At 66.7% G+C, this 20,689-nt stretch carries 21 protein-coding genes; 5 read left to right on the top strand and 16 right to left on the bottom strand.

Going from position 1 to position 20,689, the window contains the following annotated elements:
- Positions 1–90: 90 nt before the first annotated feature.
- The 8 genes from ACFTZB_RS04010 to ACFTZB_RS03975 all read right to left on the bottom strand — a co-directional run bounded on the left by ACFTZB_RS04010 (position 91) and on the right by ACFTZB_RS03975 (position 8,515).
- Positions 91–1,587, bottom strand: coding sequence for an aldehyde dehydrogenase family protein (locus ACFTZB_RS04010; protein WP_378430200.1), 1,497 nt, complete (start codon positions 1,585–1,587; stop codon positions 91–93).
- A 73-nt stretch (positions 1,588–1,660) separates the two neighbouring features.
- A complete protein-coding gene (locus tag ACFTZB_RS04005) occupies positions 1,661–3,397 on the bottom strand; it encodes an AMP-binding protein (protein WP_378430199.1) in 1,737 nt (578 codons plus the stop codon).
- A gap of 10 nt (positions 3,398–3,407) precedes the next feature.
- Positions 3,408–4,541: a thiolase family protein gene (locus ACFTZB_RS04000; RefSeq protein ID WP_378430198.1), complete on the bottom strand. Its 1,134-nt coding sequence runs from the start codon at positions 4,539–4,541 to the stop codon at positions 3,408–3,410.
- On the bottom strand, positions 4,538–4,990 hold the full coding sequence (locus ACFTZB_RS03995) for a Zn-ribbon domain-containing OB-fold protein (protein ID WP_378430197.1): 453 nt from the start codon (positions 4,988–4,990) through the stop codon (positions 4,538–4,540). The genes ACFTZB_RS04000 and ACFTZB_RS03995 overlap by 4 nt, the downstream gene beginning before the upstream one ends.
- Complete coding sequence (locus ACFTZB_RS03990; RefSeq protein WP_378430196.1) at positions 4,983–5,861, bottom strand: alpha/beta fold hydrolase; 879 nt, start codon at positions 5,859–5,861, stop codon at positions 4,983–4,985. Before ACFTZB_RS03990 ends, ACFTZB_RS03995 begins: the two co-directional genes overlap by 8 nt.
- Positions 5,858–6,304: a RidA family protein gene (locus tag ACFTZB_RS03985; protein ID WP_378430195.1), complete on the bottom strand. Its 447-nt coding sequence runs from the start codon at positions 6,302–6,304 to the stop codon at positions 5,858–5,860. The genes ACFTZB_RS03990 and ACFTZB_RS03985 overlap by 4 nt, the downstream gene beginning before the upstream one ends.
- Before the next feature lie 57 nt (positions 6,305–6,361).
- Positions 6,362–7,390, bottom strand: a complete 1,029-nt coding sequence (locus tag ACFTZB_RS03980) for a Rieske 2Fe-2S domain-containing protein (RefSeq protein WP_378430194.1) — start codon at positions 7,388–7,390, stop codon at positions 6,362–6,364.
- A gap of 21 nt (positions 7,391–7,411) precedes the next feature.
- Complete coding sequence (locus tag ACFTZB_RS03975; RefSeq protein ID WP_378430193.1) at positions 7,412–8,515, bottom strand: LLM class flavin-dependent oxidoreductase; 1,104 nt, start codon at positions 8,513–8,515, stop codon at positions 7,412–7,414.
- Between the two features lie 761 nt (positions 8,516–9,276).
- On the opposite strand from ACFTZB_RS03975, the gene ACFTZB_RS03970 reads away from it, so the two are divergent.
- Both ACFTZB_RS03970 and ACFTZB_RS03965 read left to right on the top strand, forming a co-directional pair.
- The gene (locus tag ACFTZB_RS03970) at positions 9,277–10,962 is read left to right on the top strand and encodes an FAD-dependent oxidoreductase (RefSeq protein ID WP_378430192.1); all 1,686 of its coding nucleotides are present in this window, start codon (positions 9,277–9,279) and stop codon (positions 10,960–10,962) included.
- A 392-nt stretch (positions 10,963–11,354) separates the two neighbouring features.
- Entirely contained in the window at positions 11,355–11,636 is a 282-nt protein-coding gene (locus ACFTZB_RS03965; RefSeq protein WP_378430191.1) for a helix-turn-helix domain-containing protein, read from the top strand.
- Between the two features lie 230 nt (positions 11,637–11,866).
- On the opposite strand, the gene ACFTZB_RS03960 is transcribed toward ACFTZB_RS03965, so the two are convergent.
- Genes ACFTZB_RS03960 through ACFTZB_RS03940 form a run of 5 tightly spaced genes read right to left on the bottom strand, consistent with a single transcriptional unit; the run spans position 11,867 to position 15,107 of the window.
- On the bottom strand, positions 11,867–12,565 hold the full coding sequence (locus ACFTZB_RS03960) for a cation transporter (protein ID WP_378430190.1): 699 nt from the start codon (positions 12,563–12,565) through the stop codon (positions 11,867–11,869).
- The gene (locus ACFTZB_RS03955; RefSeq protein WP_087559871.1) at positions 12,565–12,894 is read right to left on the bottom strand and encodes a helix-turn-helix transcriptional regulator; all 330 of its coding nucleotides are present in this window, start codon (positions 12,892–12,894) and stop codon (positions 12,565–12,567) included. Before ACFTZB_RS03955 ends, ACFTZB_RS03960 begins: the two co-directional genes overlap by 1 nt.
- Before the next feature lie 27 nt (positions 12,895–12,921).
- Positions 12,922–13,521, bottom strand: a complete 600-nt coding sequence (locus tag ACFTZB_RS03950) for a cytochrome b (RefSeq protein WP_378430189.1) — start codon at positions 13,519–13,521, stop codon at positions 12,922–12,924.
- Complete coding sequence (locus tag ACFTZB_RS03945) at positions 13,511–14,632, bottom strand: catalase family peroxidase (protein WP_378430188.1); 1,122 nt, start codon at positions 14,630–14,632, stop codon at positions 13,511–13,513. The genes ACFTZB_RS03950 and ACFTZB_RS03945 overlap by 11 nt, the downstream gene beginning before the upstream one ends.
- Complete coding sequence (locus ACFTZB_RS03940; RefSeq protein WP_378430187.1) at positions 14,616–15,107, bottom strand: hypothetical protein; 492 nt, start codon at positions 15,105–15,107, stop codon at positions 14,616–14,618. Before ACFTZB_RS03940 ends, ACFTZB_RS03945 begins: the two co-directional genes overlap by 17 nt.
- A gap of 211 nt (positions 15,108–15,318) precedes the next feature.
- Here ACFTZB_RS03940 and ACFTZB_RS03935 point away from each other — a divergent pair, with 211 nt between their 5' ends.
- Positions 15,319–15,876 carry a sigma-70 family RNA polymerase sigma factor gene (locus ACFTZB_RS03935; RefSeq protein ID WP_378430186.1) on the top strand — a complete coding sequence of 186 codons (558 nt, stop codon included), beginning with the start codon at positions 15,319–15,321 and terminating at the stop codon, positions 15,874–15,876.
- Positions 15,866–16,531 (top strand): zf-HC2 domain-containing protein, encoded by a 666-nt coding sequence (locus ACFTZB_RS03930; RefSeq protein ID WP_378430185.1) that lies wholly within the window; start codon positions 15,866–15,868, stop codon positions 16,529–16,531. Before ACFTZB_RS03935 ends, ACFTZB_RS03930 begins: the two co-directional genes overlap by 11 nt.
- Before the next feature lie 18 nt (positions 16,532–16,549).
- Here the strand turns inward: ACFTZB_RS03930 and ACFTZB_RS03925 are convergent, their stop codons facing one another.
- The 3 genes from ACFTZB_RS03925 to ACFTZB_RS03915 all read right to left on the bottom strand — a co-directional run bounded on the left by ACFTZB_RS03925 (position 16,550) and on the right by ACFTZB_RS03915 (position 19,494).
- Positions 16,550–16,753: a three-helix bundle dimerization domain-containing protein gene (locus ACFTZB_RS03925; RefSeq protein WP_378430184.1), complete on the bottom strand. Its 204-nt coding sequence runs from the start codon at positions 16,751–16,753 to the stop codon at positions 16,550–16,552.
- Between the two features lie 141 nt (positions 16,754–16,894).
- Positions 16,895–18,196 (bottom strand): amidohydrolase, encoded by a 1,302-nt coding sequence (locus ACFTZB_RS03920; RefSeq protein WP_378430183.1) that lies wholly within the window; start codon positions 18,194–18,196, stop codon positions 16,895–16,897.
- Positions 18,193–19,494: an MFS transporter gene (locus tag ACFTZB_RS03915; RefSeq protein WP_378430182.1), complete on the bottom strand. Its 1,302-nt coding sequence runs from the start codon at positions 19,492–19,494 to the stop codon at positions 18,193–18,195. Before ACFTZB_RS03915 ends, ACFTZB_RS03920 begins: the two co-directional genes overlap by 4 nt.
- A 102-nt stretch (positions 19,495–19,596) precedes the next feature.
- On the opposite strand from ACFTZB_RS03915, the gene ACFTZB_RS03910 reads away from it, so the two are divergent.
- Positions 19,597–20,685, top strand: a complete 1,089-nt coding sequence (locus tag ACFTZB_RS03910; RefSeq protein ID WP_378430181.1) for an Lrp/AsnC family transcriptional regulator — start codon at positions 19,597–19,599, stop codon at positions 20,683–20,685.
- The last annotated feature ends 4 nt before the right edge of the window (positions 20,686–20,689 follow it).

Below are 20,689 nucleotides of genomic sequence, written 5' to 3'. Positions count from 1 at the left end.
TCGGGCGCCGATTCTGGCGTCCGTTCGGTGGTATCCGCCGAATCGGTGAGTTACTCGGCGGGCAGGTGGGCGCTGGCGCGCGGGTTCCGGCTAGCCGAGTTGGACGAATGTGGACTTCGGTTCCAGATAGGCCGCCAGGCCCTCCTCACCGTGTTCACGGCCGATGCCGGACGCGCCGAATCCTCCGAATGGTGCCGCCGGGTCCGCCAAACCCCAGCAGTTCACGTATACCGAACCGGCCCGTAGCAGCCCAGCTACCTTGTGTGCGGTCGACAGGTCGCGTGTGAACACTCCTGCTGCGAGACCGTATTCGGTGTCGCTGGCTCGATGTGCCACTTCTTCGAGCGATTCGAACGGCTGCGCGACCAGTACGGGTCCGAAAATTTCATCGCGCACGAGGGGGGCATCGTCGTCCGTGGTGGTGAAGAGGGTCGGCTCAACGAAGTAGCCGGGCCTGTCGAGGCGTGTTTCTCCTCCGGCGACCAGTTCGGCTTGTCCCCTGCCGCCTTCAATATAGCCGGCGACCCGGGTGTGCTGCTCGCGGCTGACGAGCGGTCCGAGGTAGACATTGTCTTCGAACCCACTGCCGATGATGCTGGTGCGGGCCTTCTCCGCGATACCGGCGACAACGTCGTCGAAGATGCTCTTGTGGGCCAGCAATCGCGATGATGCCGAGCACACCTGACCCGAGTTGTAGTAGATGCCGGCGAAGGCGCGTTTGATCACCTGTTCGAGGTCCGCATCCGGCATGACGATCAGCGGAGACTTGCCGCCGAGCTCGAGGGTCACGGACTTGAGATCCCGGCCGGCACGCTCGCCGATCGCTCGGCCGACCGCGGTCGAGCCGGTGAAGGCGACCTTGTCCACGCCGGGGTGCGCGACGAGCGCCTTACCTGTTTCGCCGTCTCCGGTGACCACGTTGAGGACTCCGGGCGGGATCCCGGCTTCCAGCGCGAGCTGAGCCAGCCGAATCGCCGTCAAGGGAGTCTGTTCGGCGGGTTTGAGGACCATGGTGCAGCCGGCAGCGAGCGCCGGGGCGATCTTCCATACCGCCATGCCCAGCGGAAAGTTCCAGGGAACGATGAGGGCACACACGCCCACCGGCTCACGGGTGGTGTAGGCGAAGACGTCCCTGCCCCGCACGGGCACCGTGCGGCCCTGAATCCGTGCTGGGGAACCGGAGTGATACCGGAGGATGGCTATCGAGCTGGGGATGTCACCTTGCCGAGCGAATCGACGAGGCTTACCGTTGTCGAGCGATTCCAGGTCCGCCAACTCGTCCGCGTGACGCTCGAGCAGGTCGGCCAACTTTGCCAGTGCGAGACCGCGATCCGCGGCCGCCATGCGTCGCCAGGGTGATCCGACGGCGAACGCGTTCCGGGCGGCCTGCACTGCGTTGTCGACGTCGGCTTCACGGCCGTAGGCAACTCTGGTGAGAACTTCCTCGCTGGACGGATCGATGGTCTCGAAGGTCGAACCGTCCTGCGACGGCGTCGACTGGCCGTCGATGATGTGGTGCTGCTCAGCGGCGAGGAAGGCGCGCGCCTCCGGTGTGACGCTGTCGTGCAAAGCCGTAGCGATGCTCATGAGGTTCTCCTTGGTTGAAGCTCGGAATGTCGAATCAGGCGGCGCCGCGAAGCTCGGTTCGGCGCGCGGTCATTTACTTGCTCGGGGTCTGTCCCAGCGCCCGGCGCCGCAACTTGCCCAGGTGGTCGCGGGGAAGTTCGTCGACGAACTCGATGACGCGCGGCGCCTTGTACAGCGACATTTTCGATTTCGCGAAGTCCTTGATCGCCTGAGCGAGTTCGTCGCCGGGCTCGGCGCCCGCGCGAACGGCGATCGTGGCCTTGATGACGGTGGTGTTGTCCGGTGTCTGCAATCCGGTCACCGCGACGTCGTCGATGGCGGGGTGCAGTTTCAAGACCTCTTCGACTTCCACTGCGGCGACATTTCTTCCGCTGATGCGCAGCATGTCGTGGACCCGGGAGCGGAAATAGAACCACCCGTCGGCGTCGATGGTCATCTCGTCGTCGCTCAGATGCCAGTCGCCGCGCTGGTCGGCACGCATGATCTCCGCGATCTTCGGGTTGAGGTTCGTCCAGTACGTCGGTCCGACGGGTCCGCGGAACGCGAAGCGGCCCTCGAGTCCCGGCGCTTCGGGCACCAGCTCCCCATCGGCGGTCAGGATGGCGACTTCGATCCCGGGTATGGGCAGACCGATCGAGGTGGGAGGCCCGACCTTGCGTCCCGCGAGCAGCGAGGTGACGATCGTGCTCTGCGTCGTGACACAGCCGTAGGAGTTCGCCAGGGGTGCGGCCGGACAGACCTCCAGCCAGCGGGCGCAGAGCTCTTCGGTCATGCCTTCGCCCCCGGACTTGGCCAACCGAAGGTTGAGTTGCGGCTTCGAGTCGCCGATGGCATCGAGTATCCGCGCGTACATCACCGAGATGCCGGCGAAGTAGGTCACTTGGTGGCGAATCAGCAGCTCGAGGCAGTCGGCACCGGTCGCGCGTTCCTTGTACACCGACGGCACCAGAGCCCGCAGCGGGTAGTTGATCTTCTCGAAGCTTCCGTAGGCGTGTCCGAGCGGCGCATGAACCATCCAGACGTCATCGCTGCGGGGACGCCGCGTGGTCCAGATGGCCATATCGGTCGGCTGGTGTGCCTCGTGGAAGTGCGTATAGATGACGCCTTTCGGCCGCCCGGTGGTGCCACCGGTGTAGTAGATACTCGCCGCGTCGAGCGGCGCCGTCGGTGTTATCTCGACGGTCGGGCTGCCGGTGTCGACGAGGTCGGTGAACGAGTGATACCCCGACCCTGCCGGGGCCACAGGTGAGACAATGACCGCCGTGACGCTGCTCGAACCAGGCTGCGCGAGCGCCTCATCGACGATCTCGAGGCGGGCGTCCTGAGCCAGGATGAACGACACTTCACCGTCGGCAATGACGTAGGCAAGCTCGGTGGGGCCGTCCTGCAAACCCGATGGAATGGCGATGCCACCGGCGATCAGGATCGCCAGTTTGGTGATCGCCGCGTCGGCGACCTCACCGAATCGGTAGAGCACCCGGTCTCCGGGCCGAAGACCCAGGCCCCGCAGGCTATTGGCGAGTCGATTCGCGCTGGTCCAGATCTCACCGAAGGTGAACGTCAGCCCCCGCGTTTCGTCATGAATTCCGACGCGGTCGGCCGCCTCTGGGGTATTCGACAGCGGACGTCCCAGCAATTCGTATCCGGCATTGAGTTGCGGAGACCGGATCGCCGCCTGCATCCAGGGAATGGGAAAGTAGTATGTTGCGGCGCAGTCGGCGGGCGGCAGGAACCGCTTCGGCACATTCTGGAACATTGTCGCCCCGCTGACCGGGTCTCCCAGCACGTGCGAATGCTTCAGGTCAGTCATAGTCGTCGCCTCACGTTGTCAAGATGTGTACGGAGCATGCGTCGCCCTCGATCTCGGGGAACGAGCCGCCGAAGATGTGGGTGAGGCCAACACGCGCGCCCGGAACTTGGCGGGCTCCGGCGTCACCCCGAAGCTGAGTGACGACCTCGTGGATCTGGGCCAGCCCCGATGCGCCGAGCGGGTGTCCACGGGCGATGAGGCCGCCGCTGGTGTTCACTGCGACACCGTCGCCGTGGATGTCGGCGTGGCCGTCACTGATGTAGCGCCCGCCCTCGCCGGCGGCACAGAGGCCCAGGCTCTCCGCGTGCAGCGGCTCGGAGATGGTGAACGGTTCGTGCACTTCGCAGAGGTCGAGATCCTCGGGTCCGACGCCAGCCGCCTCGTACGCCAGTTTCGCTGTCCGCTTGGTGGTCTCTCGGATCGCGTCGGTTCGGTCGGCGCGGCGGCCGGAGAGCAGCGCGCCACCCGCGATACGGATGGCCCGGCTGCTACCCAGCCGCCGAACTGCGGCTTCACTGCACACGATTGCTGCCGCGGCACCGTCGACATTGGGGCAGCACTGCAGTCGGGTGAATGGTTCGGCGACCAGCGGAGAGGCCAGGACCTCCTCCAATGTCACACGAGTGCGGAAGTGGGCGAACTTGTTCTCTGCGCCGTTGGCGCGGTTCTTGACCGCGACCGCGGCGAGGTCGCGCGCCGTTACCTCGGTGTCGTGCAGGTATCGAGCCGCCGTCAGCGCGTAGATGCCGGGAATCGGCACCGCGACCTTCCTGGGGTCGTGGTGGACCGGTTTGATCGGGCCCGTCGTGGTGGCGGTGAGGATATCGATGCCGAGCACCAATCCCACGTCGATGGCACCGGCGTCGACCCACATCATGGCCTCGCGGAGGGCGGAGCCGCCGCTCGCACAGGCGGCCTCGACGTTCGTGATCGGGATGCCAGTCATGTTGAGGCCGGCCAGTACTCGCTGGCCGATCCCGACACCCCCTTGGACCGAACCGCAGAACGCGGCCTCGACCGAGGGGCGCTCGATCCCGGCATCGTCGAGAGCGGCCAGCACCGCCCTGCCACCCAGCGTTTCGGGAGCGATGCCGTTCCATTTGGTGAACCGGGTCATCCCGACCCCGATGACGAACGCGGTCATGGCTGCACCTCTTTCCGAGTCGACGGGAGAACAGGACTGACCGCAAGGCCGGCCTGCTCGAACTCTTCGGCCCGGGGGGTGGGCACGAGGGTCACGTTGTCGCCGATCGCGACCCGTTCGGCGCCTTCGCCGACGACGACCGTGCGGAGCCGTATTCCTTCGACCAGATCCACCAGTGCCACGGTGTAGGGCACCGGGATTCCGGGAAAACCGCGGTGCACGACGGTCTTGCTGAAGATCGTTGCGTGACCCGAGAGGTCCGTTCTCGATGCCCGATCGCTCAGGCAGTCGGGGCATATCGGGTGACGGCTCGGCAACCGGACCGCGCCGCACTCATCGCAGCGCCATCCGCGTGCCTGTAGCCGTCCCTCTGCGCCGAGGAACCAGACTCTGGCAGGGTCATGCTGTGCACCGTCGACCGCGTTGGCCTCATCGAGGGTGTCAGACATGACGGTCTCCGTTCATCGGGTGTTCTCGCAAGAAGGCCAGCGTGGCCGCGTTGAACTCCTCGCTCATCTCCCACGGGTACGCGTGGGAGGACCGTGGGCCGGTGAACAGCTTGTACGAGGCGGTCGAGATGCTGCGGGCCACGAGTTCGGAGTACCGGGCCGGGATCATGGCATCGTTGGCCCCGGCGGTGACGAGCGTCGGAGCCGCAATCAGCGCGAGGCCGGCGAGCGAATCGTGTTTGGCGTTCGCCTCCAAATGCCCGAGCATCCCGGTCGCGTTGCGCTCAACGTTCGGATTCTCGATGTAGCACCGGTTCACCATGTCGGCGACCTCGGCCGGCTGCCGCGTGTCGAGATACTCGGCACTGAGCATCCACATCATCGTGATCCGGAACGCAACTTTGCGGTCGCCGCGTTCGAGAGCGTAGCGGCTGGTGTAGCCGAACGCACGGCGCAGCCACTCGTCGTTGCGGGCTTTCGTCGCGTGCAACTGGAGACTGTGCACGACGTCGGGGTGCCGAATGGCGAGCTGCTGACCGATGCTCGCGCCGAGGGAATGACCGGCGACGTGTGCGCGATCGAATCCGAGGGCGCGGATCAGTGCGGCCGCGTCGTCGGCCATGATCTCCGAGCTGTAGAGCGAAGTGTCGCCGGGAACGTCGGACTCCCCGGACCCGCGGTTGTCCACCACGATGACGTCGTACCGCTGCGCGAAGACCGGGAGCTGCCTATCCCAGAACCGACGATCAGACCCGGTCCCGGGAAGGAGCACCAGTGGCTCACCGGCACCGCACCGCGCGTAGCTGAGACGAACCCCGGTGTCGAGCTCGACGTCGGCGTTGATCACCTCGTCGGTGTGCACGGCGGTCATGCAATGGCCGCCGTTCCTCGAACCTCGAGCTTCGCCTGCGGATCGATCAGCCTGGTGATTTCGACGATGGTCATGGCCGGGAAGTGCTTGCCGATATGGCGCATCCACGAGGCACCGAGCTGGTCGCGGGAATCGAGGTACTCCTGCATGCTGGTGATGTACATCACCAGCTCACAGATGTCCGTCGCTTCCCCGCCGGCCGCCCTCACCACGGCCGCCAGGTTGGCGAGCGCCTGATCCCACTGCGCCGCGAAGTCCCCGTCGACGCACGTTTGCGTGACGGGATCCCACGGTAGCTGGCCGGCAATGTTAATGCGCCGCCCGACGGACTCCACGACCACGTAGGAGTATCCGCCGGCGCGCGCCCATCCCTCAGGTCGGACGGTCGTCAATTGGCTCACTTTGTTCCTAACTCGTTGCCCACGACCGGTACCGGAGGACATCTCTGTCGTGCCGATGCAGGCGGATGGATTTACAGGTGTCACCGAACGAATCGATGATTACGGGAGGTACGGCCCGACCTTGCTCAGCTTGCCGAGCAGCTGCCGGTATCCCATCGCAATCGCATCCGGCACCTTCAAGTGCAATTCTTCGCGAAGCTCGACCGGAATATGTTCAGGACGTTGACTTTCCACAATCACCTGATCCTGGTCGAACACCAGCTGGATCAGCTCACCGTCGAAGTCCGCGTCGGACATGTCGAGTGAATGATTCCGGCTCGACGCATAGAAGATCCGCGTGTGATGCTCGTCGATCGGAGAGTGAAACGCCGCCCAGCACATGACCGGAACCGGCTGGCCGTCTGCTGCCGAGCCCGCCGGGTCGGCGGCCGGTAGGCCAGTCTTCTTCGCGATGACCGTGAACGGCGCGTGGATCTGCCATTCCCAGATGACGCCGGCGTCCTGGTAAACGGAGGTCAGTCCGTACTCGGTAGGGGCAACCTCGTGCCGGTGGATCACCGGGCCATCATGCAACGGAATGTAATCCTTGTGGACATGATTCAAATGCGAGAGGTCAGCCGCGTTCTCGGCGGCGCGTCCAGCGTTTGCCTTCCACACCTTGGGAAGAATGGCGTGGCTGCGGAAACTGGGGTCCTCCCACATGCCATCGGGCCATTGCGGGATATCCCATTTGGGCTCGTTGAGGGCCACCCAGACCAGGTCGTACTTCTCGACCGCCTGATACTTGACGATCCTCGCCTTTCGCGGGATGGGCGCACCCTCCCCGAGCTGAGGAATGTGCACGCATGCTCCGGTGCGGTCGTACGTCCAGCCGTGATAGGCGCAGCTCAGGCGCCCATTCTCCACGCTACCGAGCGAGAGCGCGACACCCCGATGGATGCACAGATCCTGGAAGGCCACGACACCCTCGGCATCGCGCAGCAACACCAGACGCTCACCCAGCAGGGTAAAGGCTTTCGGCTGGTCCCCGACCTCGCTGACATGCGCCACCGGATGCCAGAAATCCTCGAGCGAGGCCCCGGCAATCTGCTCGCCGAACGGCCGCTTGGTGATGGACTGGACTGACACGTCGCTTCCTCTCGTCATCTCTCACACATCGCTGGCGGCGAATTCCGACGTCGCCGGAATCTGCCCAGCCACGTTTGCCTGCGCGCTCTTGGCCGGCCGCCGGAACTCCGGGAACACATAATTGCCCAGCATCTTCATGGACCGGACGATGTCGGCGTGGGGAATGCCGGCGTGGTTGATGTTGATCTCGTCGACACCTAGCGACTCCCACATGCGCACCATCTCGATCCAGTGGTCAGGATCTCCAGAGATGATGACGCTCTTCGACCGCAGGGACTCGTACTCGTACCGCCCCTCACGCTCGCTGACCCGCTCGAGGTCGGGCTGCTCCTTACTGAGCTTGGCCTGATACATGGTGTCCGCATCGCGAATCCAATCGATGAACGGCGGGCCGGCGATCTTGCGGGCTTCCTCGTTCGTGGTTCCGCAGAATCCCCGCAGTCCCAGCACCACACGGTTGTTGGATTCGTAGGGACCGACAGGCTGCGGGTTCGCGGCGGCGTCGCGGTAGAGCCGGATCCGCTCGGCGAACTTCTCGTACGACACTCCGGTCGGGCCGGTCATCAGCCCCACTCCGAGCCGGCCGGCGTTGACGTGCGATTCCGGGCTGATCGCTGCATAGAAGATCGGTGGATGCGGCTTCTGAACGGGCTTGGGGCACAGCACACGGGGCGGGATATTGTAGAACTTGCCCTTGTAGGAAAATTCGCCCTCGGCGCACCATGCACCGGTGATGATCGCGAGCGACTCCACGTACCGCTCGTACGCCTCGGTCAGCGGAACCTCGAACGCATCGAAGGCGAGCATCGAGTTGCCGCGGCCGGTACCGAATTCCACCCGCCCGTTGGAAAGAATGTCCAACGTGGCGACCCGCTCGGCGACCTGCAACGGGTGGTAGAGCGGAAGCGTCGCGGTGGTCGTCCGGATCGTGATGTGGCTCGTGTTGCGGGCCACCACCGCATGCAGAAGGTCCGGCGCAGAAATCATCGCCGAAGGAGCGAAGAAATGCTGGTCAGACGCGCCGACGGAGTCGAATCCCAACTCCTCGGCGAGCAGCATCTGGTCGATAGTTTCATGGTAACGACGGGCGGTGTCGGTTTCCCCGAACATGGTCGCCTCGGTCACGTATCCGAATCGCACTGGACCTCCAACGTTTTGAATACCGCCAATAGATGTTTCAGACTCAATCAATCGACTCGCGATGGCACGAGTGCGAGGACATTTCCTCTTGGTCTGGAGCGGGTTTCGCCATGATGCTGCTCGCGGTGCGCATCACCGTCAAGCAAAGCGGCCCGTCGACTAGCCCTTCGGGCTATCGAGGCGGACATCGAGGTCAGGGCGCAGTCCGATACCCATCCTGCGACGATGTCCTCCCGGGCGGGAACGCACCACGTTGTTCGAGCTGACTCTCGCCCGCGGTCCTGCAGTGGCCTGCCGGCGACCTTCCCGTCGCCGGTTCGAACGGCGCTGGGGTCGAGAGGTTCCCCTCGCGCCGTCCGTGCACAGTTGGTGATGTCGATTGCTCTGCCTGCCGTGTCGCTATCGCATCGCCGGCACACGGCCGGACCGCTCGGAGCGGGATGCCAGGCCCATTCTCGATTCACCTACGTCTTCTCCATTCACGGCCCGCCTCCCGATCCATCCGGCGGATGTCGATTAGTCCGTTGGTATCAGTGCAGGTTGCGCTTGTGACCAGCGTGGTGGCAGCATCACCCCCACTGGCTGCATGGGTGTTGTGTACCTAAGGGCATGGCGCTCTGCAGCCCGCCGCCACACAGTCGCACCACTGACTGCTGCACCGGGCTTCTCGCCAGCACAATTCCGGCGTGGCCGTCCTCCGTGATACCTGTCGAGGTGCTCCCGATGATCAACCCAAGGACCGCGCAATGCCTTACGTCATCACCCAGCCGTGCTGCAACGACGCCACCTGCCTCGATGTTTGTCCGGTCGATTGCATTCGTCCGACACCGGACGATCCCTCCTTTACGACGACCGAGATGCTCTATATCGAACCCGACACCTGCATCGAGTGCGGGGCGTGTGCAGATGCGTGCCCAGTCGAGGCGATCTTCCCTGCTGAGGAGTTGACCGAGCAGACAGCCCGGTATCAGAGCATCAATGCCAACTACTTCGAAGCCTTTCCACTCGAGTCCAGCTGGGAGGGATTCGACGCCCCCGTACCTGTGACGCCGTTAGGGGAAGACGAACCGCTACGGGTGGCGATTGTTGGCGCGGGACCCTCCGCGTGCTACGCCGCTACAGATCTGACGATGCGGCTCGGACGCTCCGTCGAGGTCGAGATGTTCGACCGGCTGCCCACCCTGTGGGGATTGGTCCGTGCCGGTGTCGCGCCGGATCACCCGGGCACCAAGAACGTCACCGAGACGTTTCGCTCCGTCCTCTCCAAGCCGCCGGTTCAACTGCATCTCAACGTCGAGATCGGTAAGCACCTCACCCACGAAGAATTAGCCTCCTACCACCACGCAGTGATCTATGCGGTGGGTGCTGCCGGGGATCGTCGACTCGACGTGCCAGGGGAGTTCCTGCCCGGAAGTCATGCTGCGACCGCGTTCGTCGCCTGGTACAACGGCCACCCCGACTATGCCGACCTGACGTTCGACCTGTCGAGTGAGCGCGCTGTGATCGTCGGAAATGGCAACGTCGCCCTCGACGTTGCTCGCATCCTGGTTTCCGACCCGGACTCGCTTGCGGATACCGATATCGCGGAGCACGCACTAGATGCTTTGCGACAGAGCAATATTCGCGAGGTAGTGGTGCTGGGCCGACGTGGACCGGCGCAGGCCGCTTACACCAACCCGGAACTGCTGGCACTCGGCCACCTCGCCGGCGTCGACGTGGTCATCGACCCGTGCGAGCTGGAGCTCGACGAACACAGCCGAACGGTGATTGACGGCGGGGATGCACCGGCGACAGCCCTCAAGGTCGCGGTTGCCGAGGAATTCGCGGCACGGTCCCACAACCCGGCAAACAAGCGGATAGTGCTTCGCTATCTCACTTCTCCGACCGAGGTTCTCGGCACCGAGAATGTCACCGGTCTTCAGGTCGTTCACAACGACCTTGTCGAAGATGAGAACGGTCGCCTCGTTGCGCGGGCCGGCAATAGAACCGAAACCATCGAGACCGGACTCGTCCTGCGATCGATCGGCTACCGAGGGCTCGGGGTACCGGGACTGCCGCAGATCAACGCCAGCGGCGTGATCCCCAACGACGACGGCCGTGTCGTCGACAAGACGGGTGAACCACTGCCCGGCGTGTATACGACCGGCTGGATCAAGCGAGGGCCGTCGGGCGTCATCGGCACCAACAAACGCTGTGCGCATGACACGGTCAATCGGCTCCTCGAAGACCTCGATGCGGGCAGGCTGTCACCGACAGCCGGCAACCACGATGCGCTCAGCGAGCTGATACGGCAGCGTCAGCCCGACGTCGTGGATTTCCGCGGATGGGAAGCCATCGACGCAGCCGAGCTCGCACGTGGCGCCGCGAGCGGCCGCTCTCGCTCCAAGATCACCGACGTCGCAGCCATGGTTGACATCGCCAAACAGCGCTAGGGACGAAATGCGCGCGGCGGAATCCATGATCGGCGGTCGCGCCGCGGCTCCGAACCATGAACGCAGATCGCCGACCAACCACCCCGCGAGGTACACGAACCGTGTGCCTCGCGGGGTGGGGTATCGGAGCCGAAGGTCGCGGACACACCCTTACGCCCTGGGGTCAGGGCGACGGGACGAGCAGCCCCAGGGCATCCTCACCACGGATGCAGCGATAGCGCTCCGTCGCAAGCCTGTCCAGAACGAGCAATTGTCTCGCGTGCCAAACCGGACTCGCTCCGACAAGAAACTCAGACCAAGGGTCAAACATGTTGCGGCAGAACTAACATCGGTGCATCCGCGGCCCCACGTGATCAGGTTCGTTTTGTCACACCTCATCCGCGGCCGTCCCGGTGAACCACGAGCGCATCGTCGTCCTGCATGCACAGCGATTCGGTGTACATGAGCTTGCACGACGCCTGAATCGGGCGCCGTCGACGATCTCACGGGAGTTGCGTCGATACATGTGCGCCGGCGACAACGAGAATCAGACGCCGATCGAGCGCACTCGCAAGCTCGGCATCGGAAACGTCGCCGGCGGCCGCCGCGGAGCTGTCACCGAACCGGCACGCCGGTCCGCCGGGCCTCGGTCACGCCGTCTTCGAGGTCGCGGCGCAGCGCCTGGCTGCGGATGAACGCCAGTCCCCACTCGGCGGTTGCGATGGTGTCCGCGGTCGCGGGGGTCTCGCGGTCACGTGCACGGGCGTGGGAGATGTAGCCTCGCCCGCCGTCGGCGAAGGCCAGTGCCAGGGTGACGGTGTCGAGCTCGTGCAGGGACCGGTCTGCACCGGCTGCCGGTTCGCCCCCAGGAACAGAATGATGCAGCTGGCGCCGACCTGTCGACGGCTACTATCTCGTGAGCTTTTCAGTCGTCGCAGCAGTCGCAGGAAGGACCGGCGCCGGCGCCGGAGGTGGTGACCGGTGCCGGGCAACAGGTGTCGCCGTGCCACGCGTTGGTTCCCTCCTTCACGGCGATCGCGGCGATGACCAGGGCGGCGATCGGGTCGGCCCAGGACCACCCGAGCAGGGAGTTGAGCAGCAGGCCGACCAGCAGGACGGCGGACAGGTAGGTGCACAGCAGGGTCTGTTTGGAATCGGCGACGGCCGAGAGGGAGCCGAGTTCGCGTCCCGCGCGACGCTGTGCCCACGACAGCACCGGCATGATCGCGAGACTGACCGCCGCCAGGGTGATCCCGACGATCGAGTGCTCCGCTTCGCCGATGCCGAAGAGGGATCGGATCGCGTCGACCGTGACATACACGGCCAACGCGAAGAACGAGAACGCGATGATCCGCAGTGTCACCCGCTCCCGCGATTCCGGGTCCTTCCCGGCGAATTGCCAGGCGACGGCCGCCGCGGAGGACACCTCGATGACCGAGTCGAGACCGAACCCGATCAGCGCGGTCGACGACACCCGCGCGCCCTCGCTCAGCGCGATGATCGCCTCGAGCACGTTGTAGCTGATCGTCGCGGCCACGAACCACCGGATCCGCCGCCCCAGCACCTGCCGCCGCCCCGCGGTGAGAGCCGGACGCGTGGTGGGCATTCCGAGTTCCGACGCCATCAGCAGCATCCGTCCGTCTCGGCGTCCGGGCAGCAGGACGGATCGACGGCCAGCACCAGGCCGATCAGGTCGTCCAGCGCCCGTCCGATCCGCGGATCCGCCAGTTCGTACCGCGTGCGCCGCCCCTCCGGCGCCGCGACGACGAGACCACAACCACGCAGGCAGGCCAGGTGATTCGACAGGATCTGGCGCGACACCCCGATCTGTTCGGCCAGCTCGGACGGATACCCGGGCCCCGACCGCAGGCTCAGCAGAATCTGCGTGCGCGTCGTGTCCGACAGGGCGTAGCCGAACCGGGCCAGCGCGTCGCGATGGATCACCATCTCCATGACCCGACGATACAGCGATTTCTGTATTCAGGAAACCCTGAACTCTTGATCCTGTCGTTGCGGCTGCTCGGCGGGCCGCGGTCGGCGCCCCATCGTCATCCGGCCGAGAATCCGGTCACGCAGGACGAACGTGTGGAACAGGACGGCGCACAGGTGCGCGGTGAACGCGGCGAACAGCAGGTACCCGAGCACGGTGTGGGACTGCCGCAACACCGAGTACAGATCCGGATCGCGGGGCGCGATCGCGGGCAGACTCAGCTGCGCGGTGAGCACGATCGGGAACCCGCCCGCCGACAGCATCGCCCACCCGGTGACCGGTTGCAGCACCAGGAGTCCGTAGAGCAGGTACTCCGACCCGGTCGCGACCATCCGCTCGGCGGGCCGCATCCCGGTGGGCAACGGCGGCGGCCGGTGCACGATCCGGTTGCCGATGCGCACGACCGCGAGGACGAGGATCGCGAACCCCAGCGGTTGATGCACCGTCCGCAACAGGTGGTAGGCGTCCAATGACGCCACCATCGCGACGCCGAGAAAGAGTTGGGCGATCACCAGGATCGCCATCGCCCAGTGCAGCAACCGGGACGTGAACGCGTACCGGGTCGGCCGGCCTGTCGTGCTACCCCTCATCGGGAACCTCCGAAACGTCGACTCGACTCGGCGATTTCGGCTCGCCGGACCGTCGGTTGAACGATTCCGCGTAGACCGCGGACCGCGCACTGAGCAGTGGATCGTCGGACGGCTCGATACCGTTCGGCAGCACGAGCGGATCGAAGTTGACGTCCCGCGCGTTGCCCGGCGCTTCGGTGTCGATCGCGTCGACGGTCAGCGTGCCGACGTCGAGGGACTTCCGATCGGCAGGCCACGGTCTGGTGGCATCGTCCGTCGGGTCCCCCGCCTCTCCGAGCGTGAGGATCATCCGCCAGCGCAGGGGTCCCCGCGTGACGTCCCGGACGAGAGCGTCGAACAGGTAGTCGCGCCCGGACCCTTCCTCGGCGCCGGGATGCCGGACTGGCTGCTCCGGCACCAGCTTCCAGCGCACCGGAACCGTGGCGCCCGATCGGTCGGTACACCGGAACGCATTGAGTCCGTGAAACGTGCTGTCCCCGAATCCGGAGGTGCGAGGCTGCCGTCGGATGATGTCCATCGCCGCCGCCGTCTCGGGACGGCGTGCCAGGAACGCGGCCATCGCGGCCGGATCGGGTTTGCCGGTGTCCGGAACCTTCTTCGAGGCGAGCAGCCGATCACGGAAACCGTCCGGGGTGCGGTCGGGGAACACCGGACTGTCGATCATCGCGGTCCGCCACTGCTCTCCCCCGGGCAACCGGAACACCAATCCCAGACCGCGCACGGTGTCGGCGGCATCGACGGCGGTAGGCAGCCCGCCCGACAACGAGAACCGTCCGGTGACGGGGTAGCGGCCGCCTGCCCGGAAGACGCTCGCCGTGGACACCGCGGACCCGGCACCGGTCGCCGTGAACCAGCCCGCGGCACTCACCCCCTTCGCGTGGTTGCGCCGGAACCCCTCGTGCCGGCCGAAGACCTGCTCGAACCGATCGACGAACCGCGACGGCGTGACGGCGTGCGGGGTGAGCCGGCCGCCGGCGAACAGGAACCCGCCGACGTCCACGGCGGCGATCGCACCGACCGCCGCCAGACCGATCAGGGCGCTGCGCCGGGTGACGGCAGTGCCCGAACGACCACCGGCCGAGGGTTCGTGCCCGTCACCCCTGCGCGGCATCGACCGTCACCACGTGCCACGTGCCCTTGACCCCGTCGCCGCTCGTCAGCCCCGGGGCGGAGTCCTTCGCGAACCGGTAGAGGGGATGACCGTCATAGGTGGCCTGCTCGACGCCGTCCGGGCGCGTCGTGGTGCCCACCGTGCCCGGCAGGACGGCATCCGGGTGCGGCAACGGCGTGCCGGGTGTCGGCGGCCAGATCTCCGCGCACGGGCCCACGCACCGCACCAGGTCGGCGGTGTCCTCGTCGAAGCGGTAGAGCGTGAAGCCGTCGCCGTCGGTCAGCACGGTGCCGAGCGCGGTCTCCCGCGTGCCGAGCGTCGGCGCTGCATCCGATACGCCGGTCGTCGACGCAGTGTCCGGGACAGCGCTCGCCGGCGCATCCGCCGGGGTCTCGGTCGCCTGGCTGCAACCCGACAGCAGGGCAACCGCGGCGCCCGCGCAGGCCACCGCGACAATCGTGCGCTTCGCGATCATCAGATCTCCGTTCTCTCTCTGATGCCGCCCGCCGATCGCGGACGACGCCGGGGAGTACGGACCGCCGCCCGGCCGCGTTCACGGCTGCCGCGAACTTTCACGAAGACGCTGGTGTGAGAATCGAGGTGAACGCCGCGGCACCCACGTCCGTACACCCTGGCGGACGTCGGACGGGCCGACGACATTTTCCGGTGTTGCAGGAGGTGAGGTCGTGCGGCTACGCATGTCGCGCAAGCGGGCGGAGGAGTCGGTCGGGAATTTGGCCGACGATGCGGTGCTGCGGACCGTCTACGACGATCACGCCGGCGAACTGTTCGCCCTCGCCTACCGCTCGCTCGGAGACCGGGGACGCGCGGAGGAAGTGGTCCAGGAGACGTTTCTTCGCGCCTGGCGCGGCGCGGACCGGTACGACCCGCAGCGTTCCACCGTCCGGACCTGGCTGTACGCCATCTGCCGCAACGTGGTGATCGACGCGAGCCGGGCGCGGGCTTCCCGGCCCCGGCTCGCCGACACCGAGCCGCCCGACGTTCCGGTGCCCGAGCGCCCGCTGGAACAATTGCTGGTGGGACTGCAGGTCGAGGAGGCTCTGCGGCGACTGTCCGAACAGCATCGCGTCGTCCTCGTCGAGATTCACTTGCGCGACCGGCCCACCAGCGAGGTCGCGGCGGAACTCGGCATCCCCGTGGGCACCGTGCGCAGTCGGGTGTACTACGGGCTGAAGGCGCTGAAACTCGTACTGGAAGAAATGGGGTGGCAGGGTGACCAGTGATCGCTGCCGACAGATGCACACCATGCTGGGCATGTACGCGCTCGGGCGCCTCGACGACCACGAAGCCGTGGCGGTACGCGCCCACCTGGACGGATGCCCGGACTGCCGGGCCGAGTTGATCGAGCTGACCCCGGTGGCCTCGGTCCTGGGGCAGGCGGACCCCGACCGGCTCCTCGAGCCGCCGCCGGCGCCGTCCCCCGCACTTCCCGGCACGATCCTCGCGACGCTCGACCGCGAACGCAGCCGGCAACGTCACCGCCGGATCGCGGTCGTCGCCGCGGCCGCCGTCACCGCTCTCGGCCTGCTCACCGGCGGATTTTTTCTCCGCACCCTCGTTCCGACCACCCCGCCCGGACAGCCGGTGGCGTTCACCGCGCCCGCCGCGGGCGTGGAGGCGTCCGCTCGGGTGGAGAACCGCGCCTGGGGAACCGGGATCAGCCTCGACGTCACCGGACTCCCCCAGGGCAGCACGTACAACGTCTGGCTGCAACGACCCGACGGAAGCCGCATGAACGCAGGAAGTTTCATCGCCGGCGGCGACCGGAAGATGTCGATGAACCTCGCCGTGGCGCTGCCGATGTCCGACGCCACCATGCTCGGCGTCAGCGCACCCGGCGACGACACCGCCGTTCTGCAGGCACCGCTGCACTCGTGACAGCGCGGAGATGGAGCGTCAGAAGCTGGTGAGAGCTGCGATCTTCCGCTTCGCGGACCGTTCGACCAGCAACGGAACGAAATCGCGTACTACCCCGGCGTCGAAGTCCGCATGCACGTCGTGCACGATCTGCTCGATCGTGTGGCGCGGCACGCCGGCGTGCTCCACGGCGAGCCGGTCGACTACCAACTCGACCTGACGTCGCTCTTCGTCAACGGACATGCCTCTCCCCCTCAGAATTTCCGGGGCCACTCCATCTCGCGACCTCCGTGTCACTCGATTTTCACACGACTAAAGTTGAAAGTTGAACTTGCGTGAGTGTGAGATAGGCGACGCCCGCCGGCGCGAGGTGCGCTTCGCGGATCAGCTCGCCGCATTCCAGGCTGCCGCCGCGGCGAGCAGTGCCCGGACGCCGGTCTCGAGGGTCGGGTCGATCACCGGGGCGAACTGCGGCGAGTGGTTGGTCGGCACTCCCTCGGGCAGTGCCAGGGACGCCGTGGCGGTGAGGTCCAGGTGGGCGAACGCCGCGGGGTCGGCCCCGCCGAAATGCCAGAAGACGGAGGGACATCCGGCGGCGGTGGCGAACACCCCGAAGTCCTCGCTGCCGGCGAGTGGACGTGGCATCGGCAGCATCCGGTCCGAACCGAAGGCGTCCGCGAGTGCCGCGACGACCCGCTCGGTGGCAGCCTCGTCGTTGACCGTCAGCGGAAAGTCGTTGAGCGGGCTGAACTCCGGGTCTTTCGGCGCCCCGGATGCGGCGGCCTCGGCGTTGACGACGCGGCGGATCGCGGGCAGCACCCGGTCACGCACCTGCGGGTCGAACGTGCGGACGTTGACCTTGAGTTCCGCTTCGTCGGGGATGATGTTCTCCTTGTGGCCGCTGTGGAACGAGCCCACGGTGATCACCGCCGAATCACCGGCGGCCACCTCACGCGACACGACCGCCTGGAGTCTCCCCACCACGGCCGAGCCCATGACGATGGGATCGACGGTGTGCTCCGGCGCCGAACCGTGTCCGCCGCGGCCGAAGAGCCGGATCCGGAAACTGTCGGCGGCAGCCATCAACGTTCCGGGGCGGGTGACGATCGTGCCGGCAGGGAACGGTCCGACGTGCTGGCCCAGGCACACGTCCGGCCGGGGGAAACGCTCGACGACACCGTCGTCGACCATCGCCCGGGCGCCCTGCGCGGTCTCCTCGCCGGGCTGGAAGACGACCACGAGGGTGCCGCGCCACAGGGAGCGGTCCGCGGCGTACAGCGCGGCGGCGCCGAGCAGGCAGGTGACGTGCACGTCGTGACCGCACGCGTGCATGACCGGCACCGTCACCCCGTCGGGGTCGATCCCGGTGTCGGTGGAGGCGTAGTCGAGGCCGGTGTCCTCACGGACCGGCAGTCCGTCCATGTCGGCGCGCAGCAGCACCACGGGACCGTTGCCGTTGTGGAGCACACCGACGACGCCGGTCCGGCCGACGCCCTCGGTGACGTCCCAGCCCTGCGCGCGCAGCACCGCTGCGGCGATGCCCGCGGTCCTGTTCTCCTGCATGGACAATTCGGGGTGCGCGTGCAGATCGCGGTAGAGGTCGGTGAGCGCGGGGAGCAATTCGGACACTCCGGCGTGGGCCGGAGTACCGGGAGGCAGAACGACGGTCCGGGAAAATGCGGTCATCGTGGTGTCCTTACGTTGTCGTGGCTGGGTGAGTTCGGGCGTTGTGGCTCGCGGGGCGAAAGGGCTGCACTGAAAGCGTGGGGACGCTGCGGTGTTCCCAGCGCGAACGCGCCCGCGAGAACGGCGCCGACGACGAGGAAGGCGAACGCGGCGGTGTAGGAATAGCGATCGACCAACGCGCCCATCACCATCGGGGTGACGAATCCGGCGGCCTGACCGCCGAAGTTGATCATCCCCGACCCGGTGCCGACCAGACCGGCAGGCAGGGTGCGCATGGGTATCGCGAAGATCGGCATGTAGCACAGCGTGGCGGACGCGGTGGCCAGCGACAGGAGCGCGACGAATTCGGTCAGCGACGTCACCCGGTTCAGGAAGAGGATGCTCACCGCGCAGATCGTCATCGCGGGGACGACGATCACCCGATGCCGGCCGCCGAGACGGTCGATGAGCTTGCCGCCGAGAATGATCGCGACGCCACCGACCAGGGCGGGGATCGCGGACAGCAATCCGGAACCCGTGAGCGAGATGCCGCGCTCGGTCTGGAGATAGGACGGGATCCAGGAATTCAGGCCCCATACGATGATGCCGTATCCGAAGAACATCAGGGTGAAGCGCCACATGACGCCCGAGGCGAGCACGGCCCGCAATCCTCCCGGCTGGTCCGGTCGGGTCTCGGTGTCGCCGGACTGCGGCAACGTGGTGGGCAGCCACAGTTGAATCGCCGCCCACACCAGAACTCCCAGACCGGCGACCGCGAAGAACGACATCCGCCAGCCCCACAGGGCGATGATCGGTGCCGCGATGAGTGGGGCGAGCACCGCGCCGAAGGCGTTGGAACTCTGCGCCCACCCGGTCGCGGTCATGCGCTGGCCCGGCGCGGTGCGCTCGGCGACCGCCTTCATGGCCGCCGCGGGGTACACCCCCTGCCCTACCCCGAACAGGAACCGAATCGCCAGCAGCACGGCGAACGCCCAGGCGGTGCCGGTCAGAGCGGTGAACAGGGACCAGATGAGCAGTGACCACGAGACCACTCGCCGGGAGCCGAACCGGTCGGCGAGCAGCCCGCCGGGGATCTGGCACAGCGCGTAGGAGAGGAAGAACGCGGAGATGACCATGCCCTGCTGGGTGTGGCCGAGACCGAACTCGGCACCGATCGAGGGCAGCGCGAGGTTGATCGCGAGGCGATCGATGTAGTCGACGACCCACGCGGCGAACAGAAGAGTCACCGTGATTCGCGCGGCCCGGTCCAATGGGGTCCGATCGGCGTTGGCGCGGTGCGCTTCTGGTGGATGTTTCACAGTTTCTCCCGGGATGACAGGGTCGGCGAATCACCGACAGACCAAGTCGACGCCTCGGCACCTCCGACACGGCCGCCGCGCACTGGGTGAAGACTAGGAACCATGAGGGTCGCGACAACGAAAACGCAGGATTCCGTCACCACACAGTCGGATGCGCCGGAATCCGACAGCCGGCGCGGCGATGACGCATCGTCGACGGGTGGGCGTCCACCGTTCGACGAGCTGGACCTGGCCGTGATCGACGCCCTCCAGACCAGTCCACGTGCCCCCTGGTCGCAGGTCGGCACCGCGCTGGGCATCGGGGCGACCACCGCGGCCCGCCGCTGGCACCGCCTGACGGAACTCGGGCTGTCCTGGGTCACCGCATATCCGGCGCCGTCGGACGACCATTGCGTCGCATACGTAGAAGTCCGCTGCAGTCCCGGCGCGATCGAGCCACTGACCGACCAGCTCGTCTCCGATCCGCGGGTGTTCAGCGTCGAGCAGGTGGCGGGAGACTTCGATCTGTTCCTCAGCGTCGTGACGCGCGGGCCTGCCGCGCTCGCGCACTTCCTGAGTCACACCCTCGGCGCACACGACGGGGCGCTGTCGGTGAACACCCGGGTGTCGCTGCGCGGGTACCGGGAGGGCAGCAGTTGGCGCGTGCGCGCACTGGACCGGGACCAGCGCGCCCAGCTCGGCCCGCGTCCGGCGTGGACGCACCCGGATGCGTCCTCGAGCCCGGACCTCGTCCTGCTCCGGGCACTCGGTGGCGACGGCCGCCGCAGCTACGCCGACCTCGCCGCCGTCACCGGCATCGCCGAGCCGACCGCGCGACGCCGATTGCAGCGGATGATCCGTCAGGGCGAGATCCTCTTCCGCTGCGACTTCGCCCAACAGCTCGCGGGCTGGCGGCTGCTCGCCACCTACCGGATGAATGTGCCTGCCGATCGTCTCGACGACGCCGCGCGCGAGCTCTCCGCCCTCCCCGACGTGCGCCTGTGCGCAGCGGTGACCGGAAACTGCAACCTTCTCGTGTCGGTGTGGTCACGCTCGGCGGAGGAGACCGCCCGGCTCGAGGGTCACTTCGGTGAGCGGATTCCCGGCCTGACCATCACAGCACGCACCGTGACCCTGCGCACCGTCAAACGCATGGGTCAGCTGCTCCACCCGGACGGCACCGCCGCCGATCACATCCCGCTGGAGATGTAGGGAC

This window comes from Rhodococcus sp. NPDC057014, from assembly GCF_042673295.1.
GTDB lineage: Bacteria > Actinomycetota > Actinomycetes > Mycobacteriales > Mycobacteriaceae > Rhodococcus_F.
Note: the sequence above shows the minus strand (reverse complement) of the source record. Positions and strands in the feature narration are given on the sequence as shown.

Excerpts from the sequence above, each read along its gene's own strand:
- ACFTZB_RS04010 (WP_378430200.1), bottom strand. The coding sequence starts at position 1,587 with ATGAGCATCGCTACGGCTTTGCACGACAGCGTCACACCGGAGGCGCGC.
- ACFTZB_RS04005 (WP_378430199.1), bottom strand. The coding sequence starts at position 3,397 with ATGACTGACCTGAAGCATTCGCACGTGCTGGGAGACCCGGTCAGCGGG.
- ACFTZB_RS04000 (WP_378430198.1), bottom strand. The coding sequence starts at position 4,541 with ATGACCGCGTTCGTCATCGGGGTCGGGATGACCCGGTTCACCAAATGG.
- ACFTZB_RS03995 (WP_378430197.1), bottom strand. The coding sequence starts at position 4,990 with ATGTCTGACACCCTCGATGAGGCCAACGCGGTCGACGGTGCACAGCAT.
- ACFTZB_RS03990 (WP_378430196.1), bottom strand. The coding sequence starts at position 5,861 with ATGACCGCCGTGCACACCGACGAGGTGATCAACGCCGACGTCGAGCTC.
- ACFTZB_RS03985 (WP_378430195.1), bottom strand. The coding sequence starts at position 6,304 with ATGTCCTCCGGTACCGGTCGTGGGCAACGAGTTAGGAACAAAGTGAGC.
- ACFTZB_RS03970 (WP_378430192.1), top strand. The coding sequence starts at position 9,277 with ATGCCTTACGTCATCACCCAGCCGTGCTGCAACGACGCCACCTGCCTC.
- ACFTZB_RS03960 (WP_378430190.1), bottom strand. The coding sequence starts at position 12,565 with ATGGCGTCGGAACTCGGAATGCCCACCACGCGTCCGGCTCTCACCGCG.
- ACFTZB_RS03955 (WP_087559871.1), bottom strand. The coding sequence starts at position 12,894 with ATGGAGATGGTGATCCATCGCGACGCGCTGGCCCGGTTCGGCTACGCC.
- ACFTZB_RS03950 (WP_378430189.1), bottom strand. The coding sequence starts at position 13,521 with ATGAGGGGTAGCACGACAGGCCGGCCGACCCGGTACGCGTTCACGTCC.
- ACFTZB_RS03945 (WP_378430188.1), bottom strand. The coding sequence starts at position 14,632 with ATGCCGCGCAGGGGTGACGGGCACGAACCCTCGGCCGGTGGTCGTTCG.
- ACFTZB_RS03940 (WP_378430187.1), bottom strand. The coding sequence starts at position 15,107 with ATGATCGCGAAGCGCACGATTGTCGCGGTGGCCTGCGCGGGCGCCGCG.
- ACFTZB_RS03925 (WP_378430184.1), bottom strand. The coding sequence starts at position 16,753 with ATGTCCGTTGACGAAGAGCGACGTCAGGTCGAGTTGGTAGTCGACCGG.
- ACFTZB_RS03920 (WP_378430183.1), bottom strand. The coding sequence starts at position 18,196 with ATGACCGCATTTTCCCGGACCGTCGTTCTGCCTCCCGGTACTCCGGCC.
- ACFTZB_RS03910 (WP_378430181.1), top strand. The coding sequence starts at position 19,597 with ATGAGGGTCGCGACAACGAAAACGCAGGATTCCGTCACCACACAGTCG.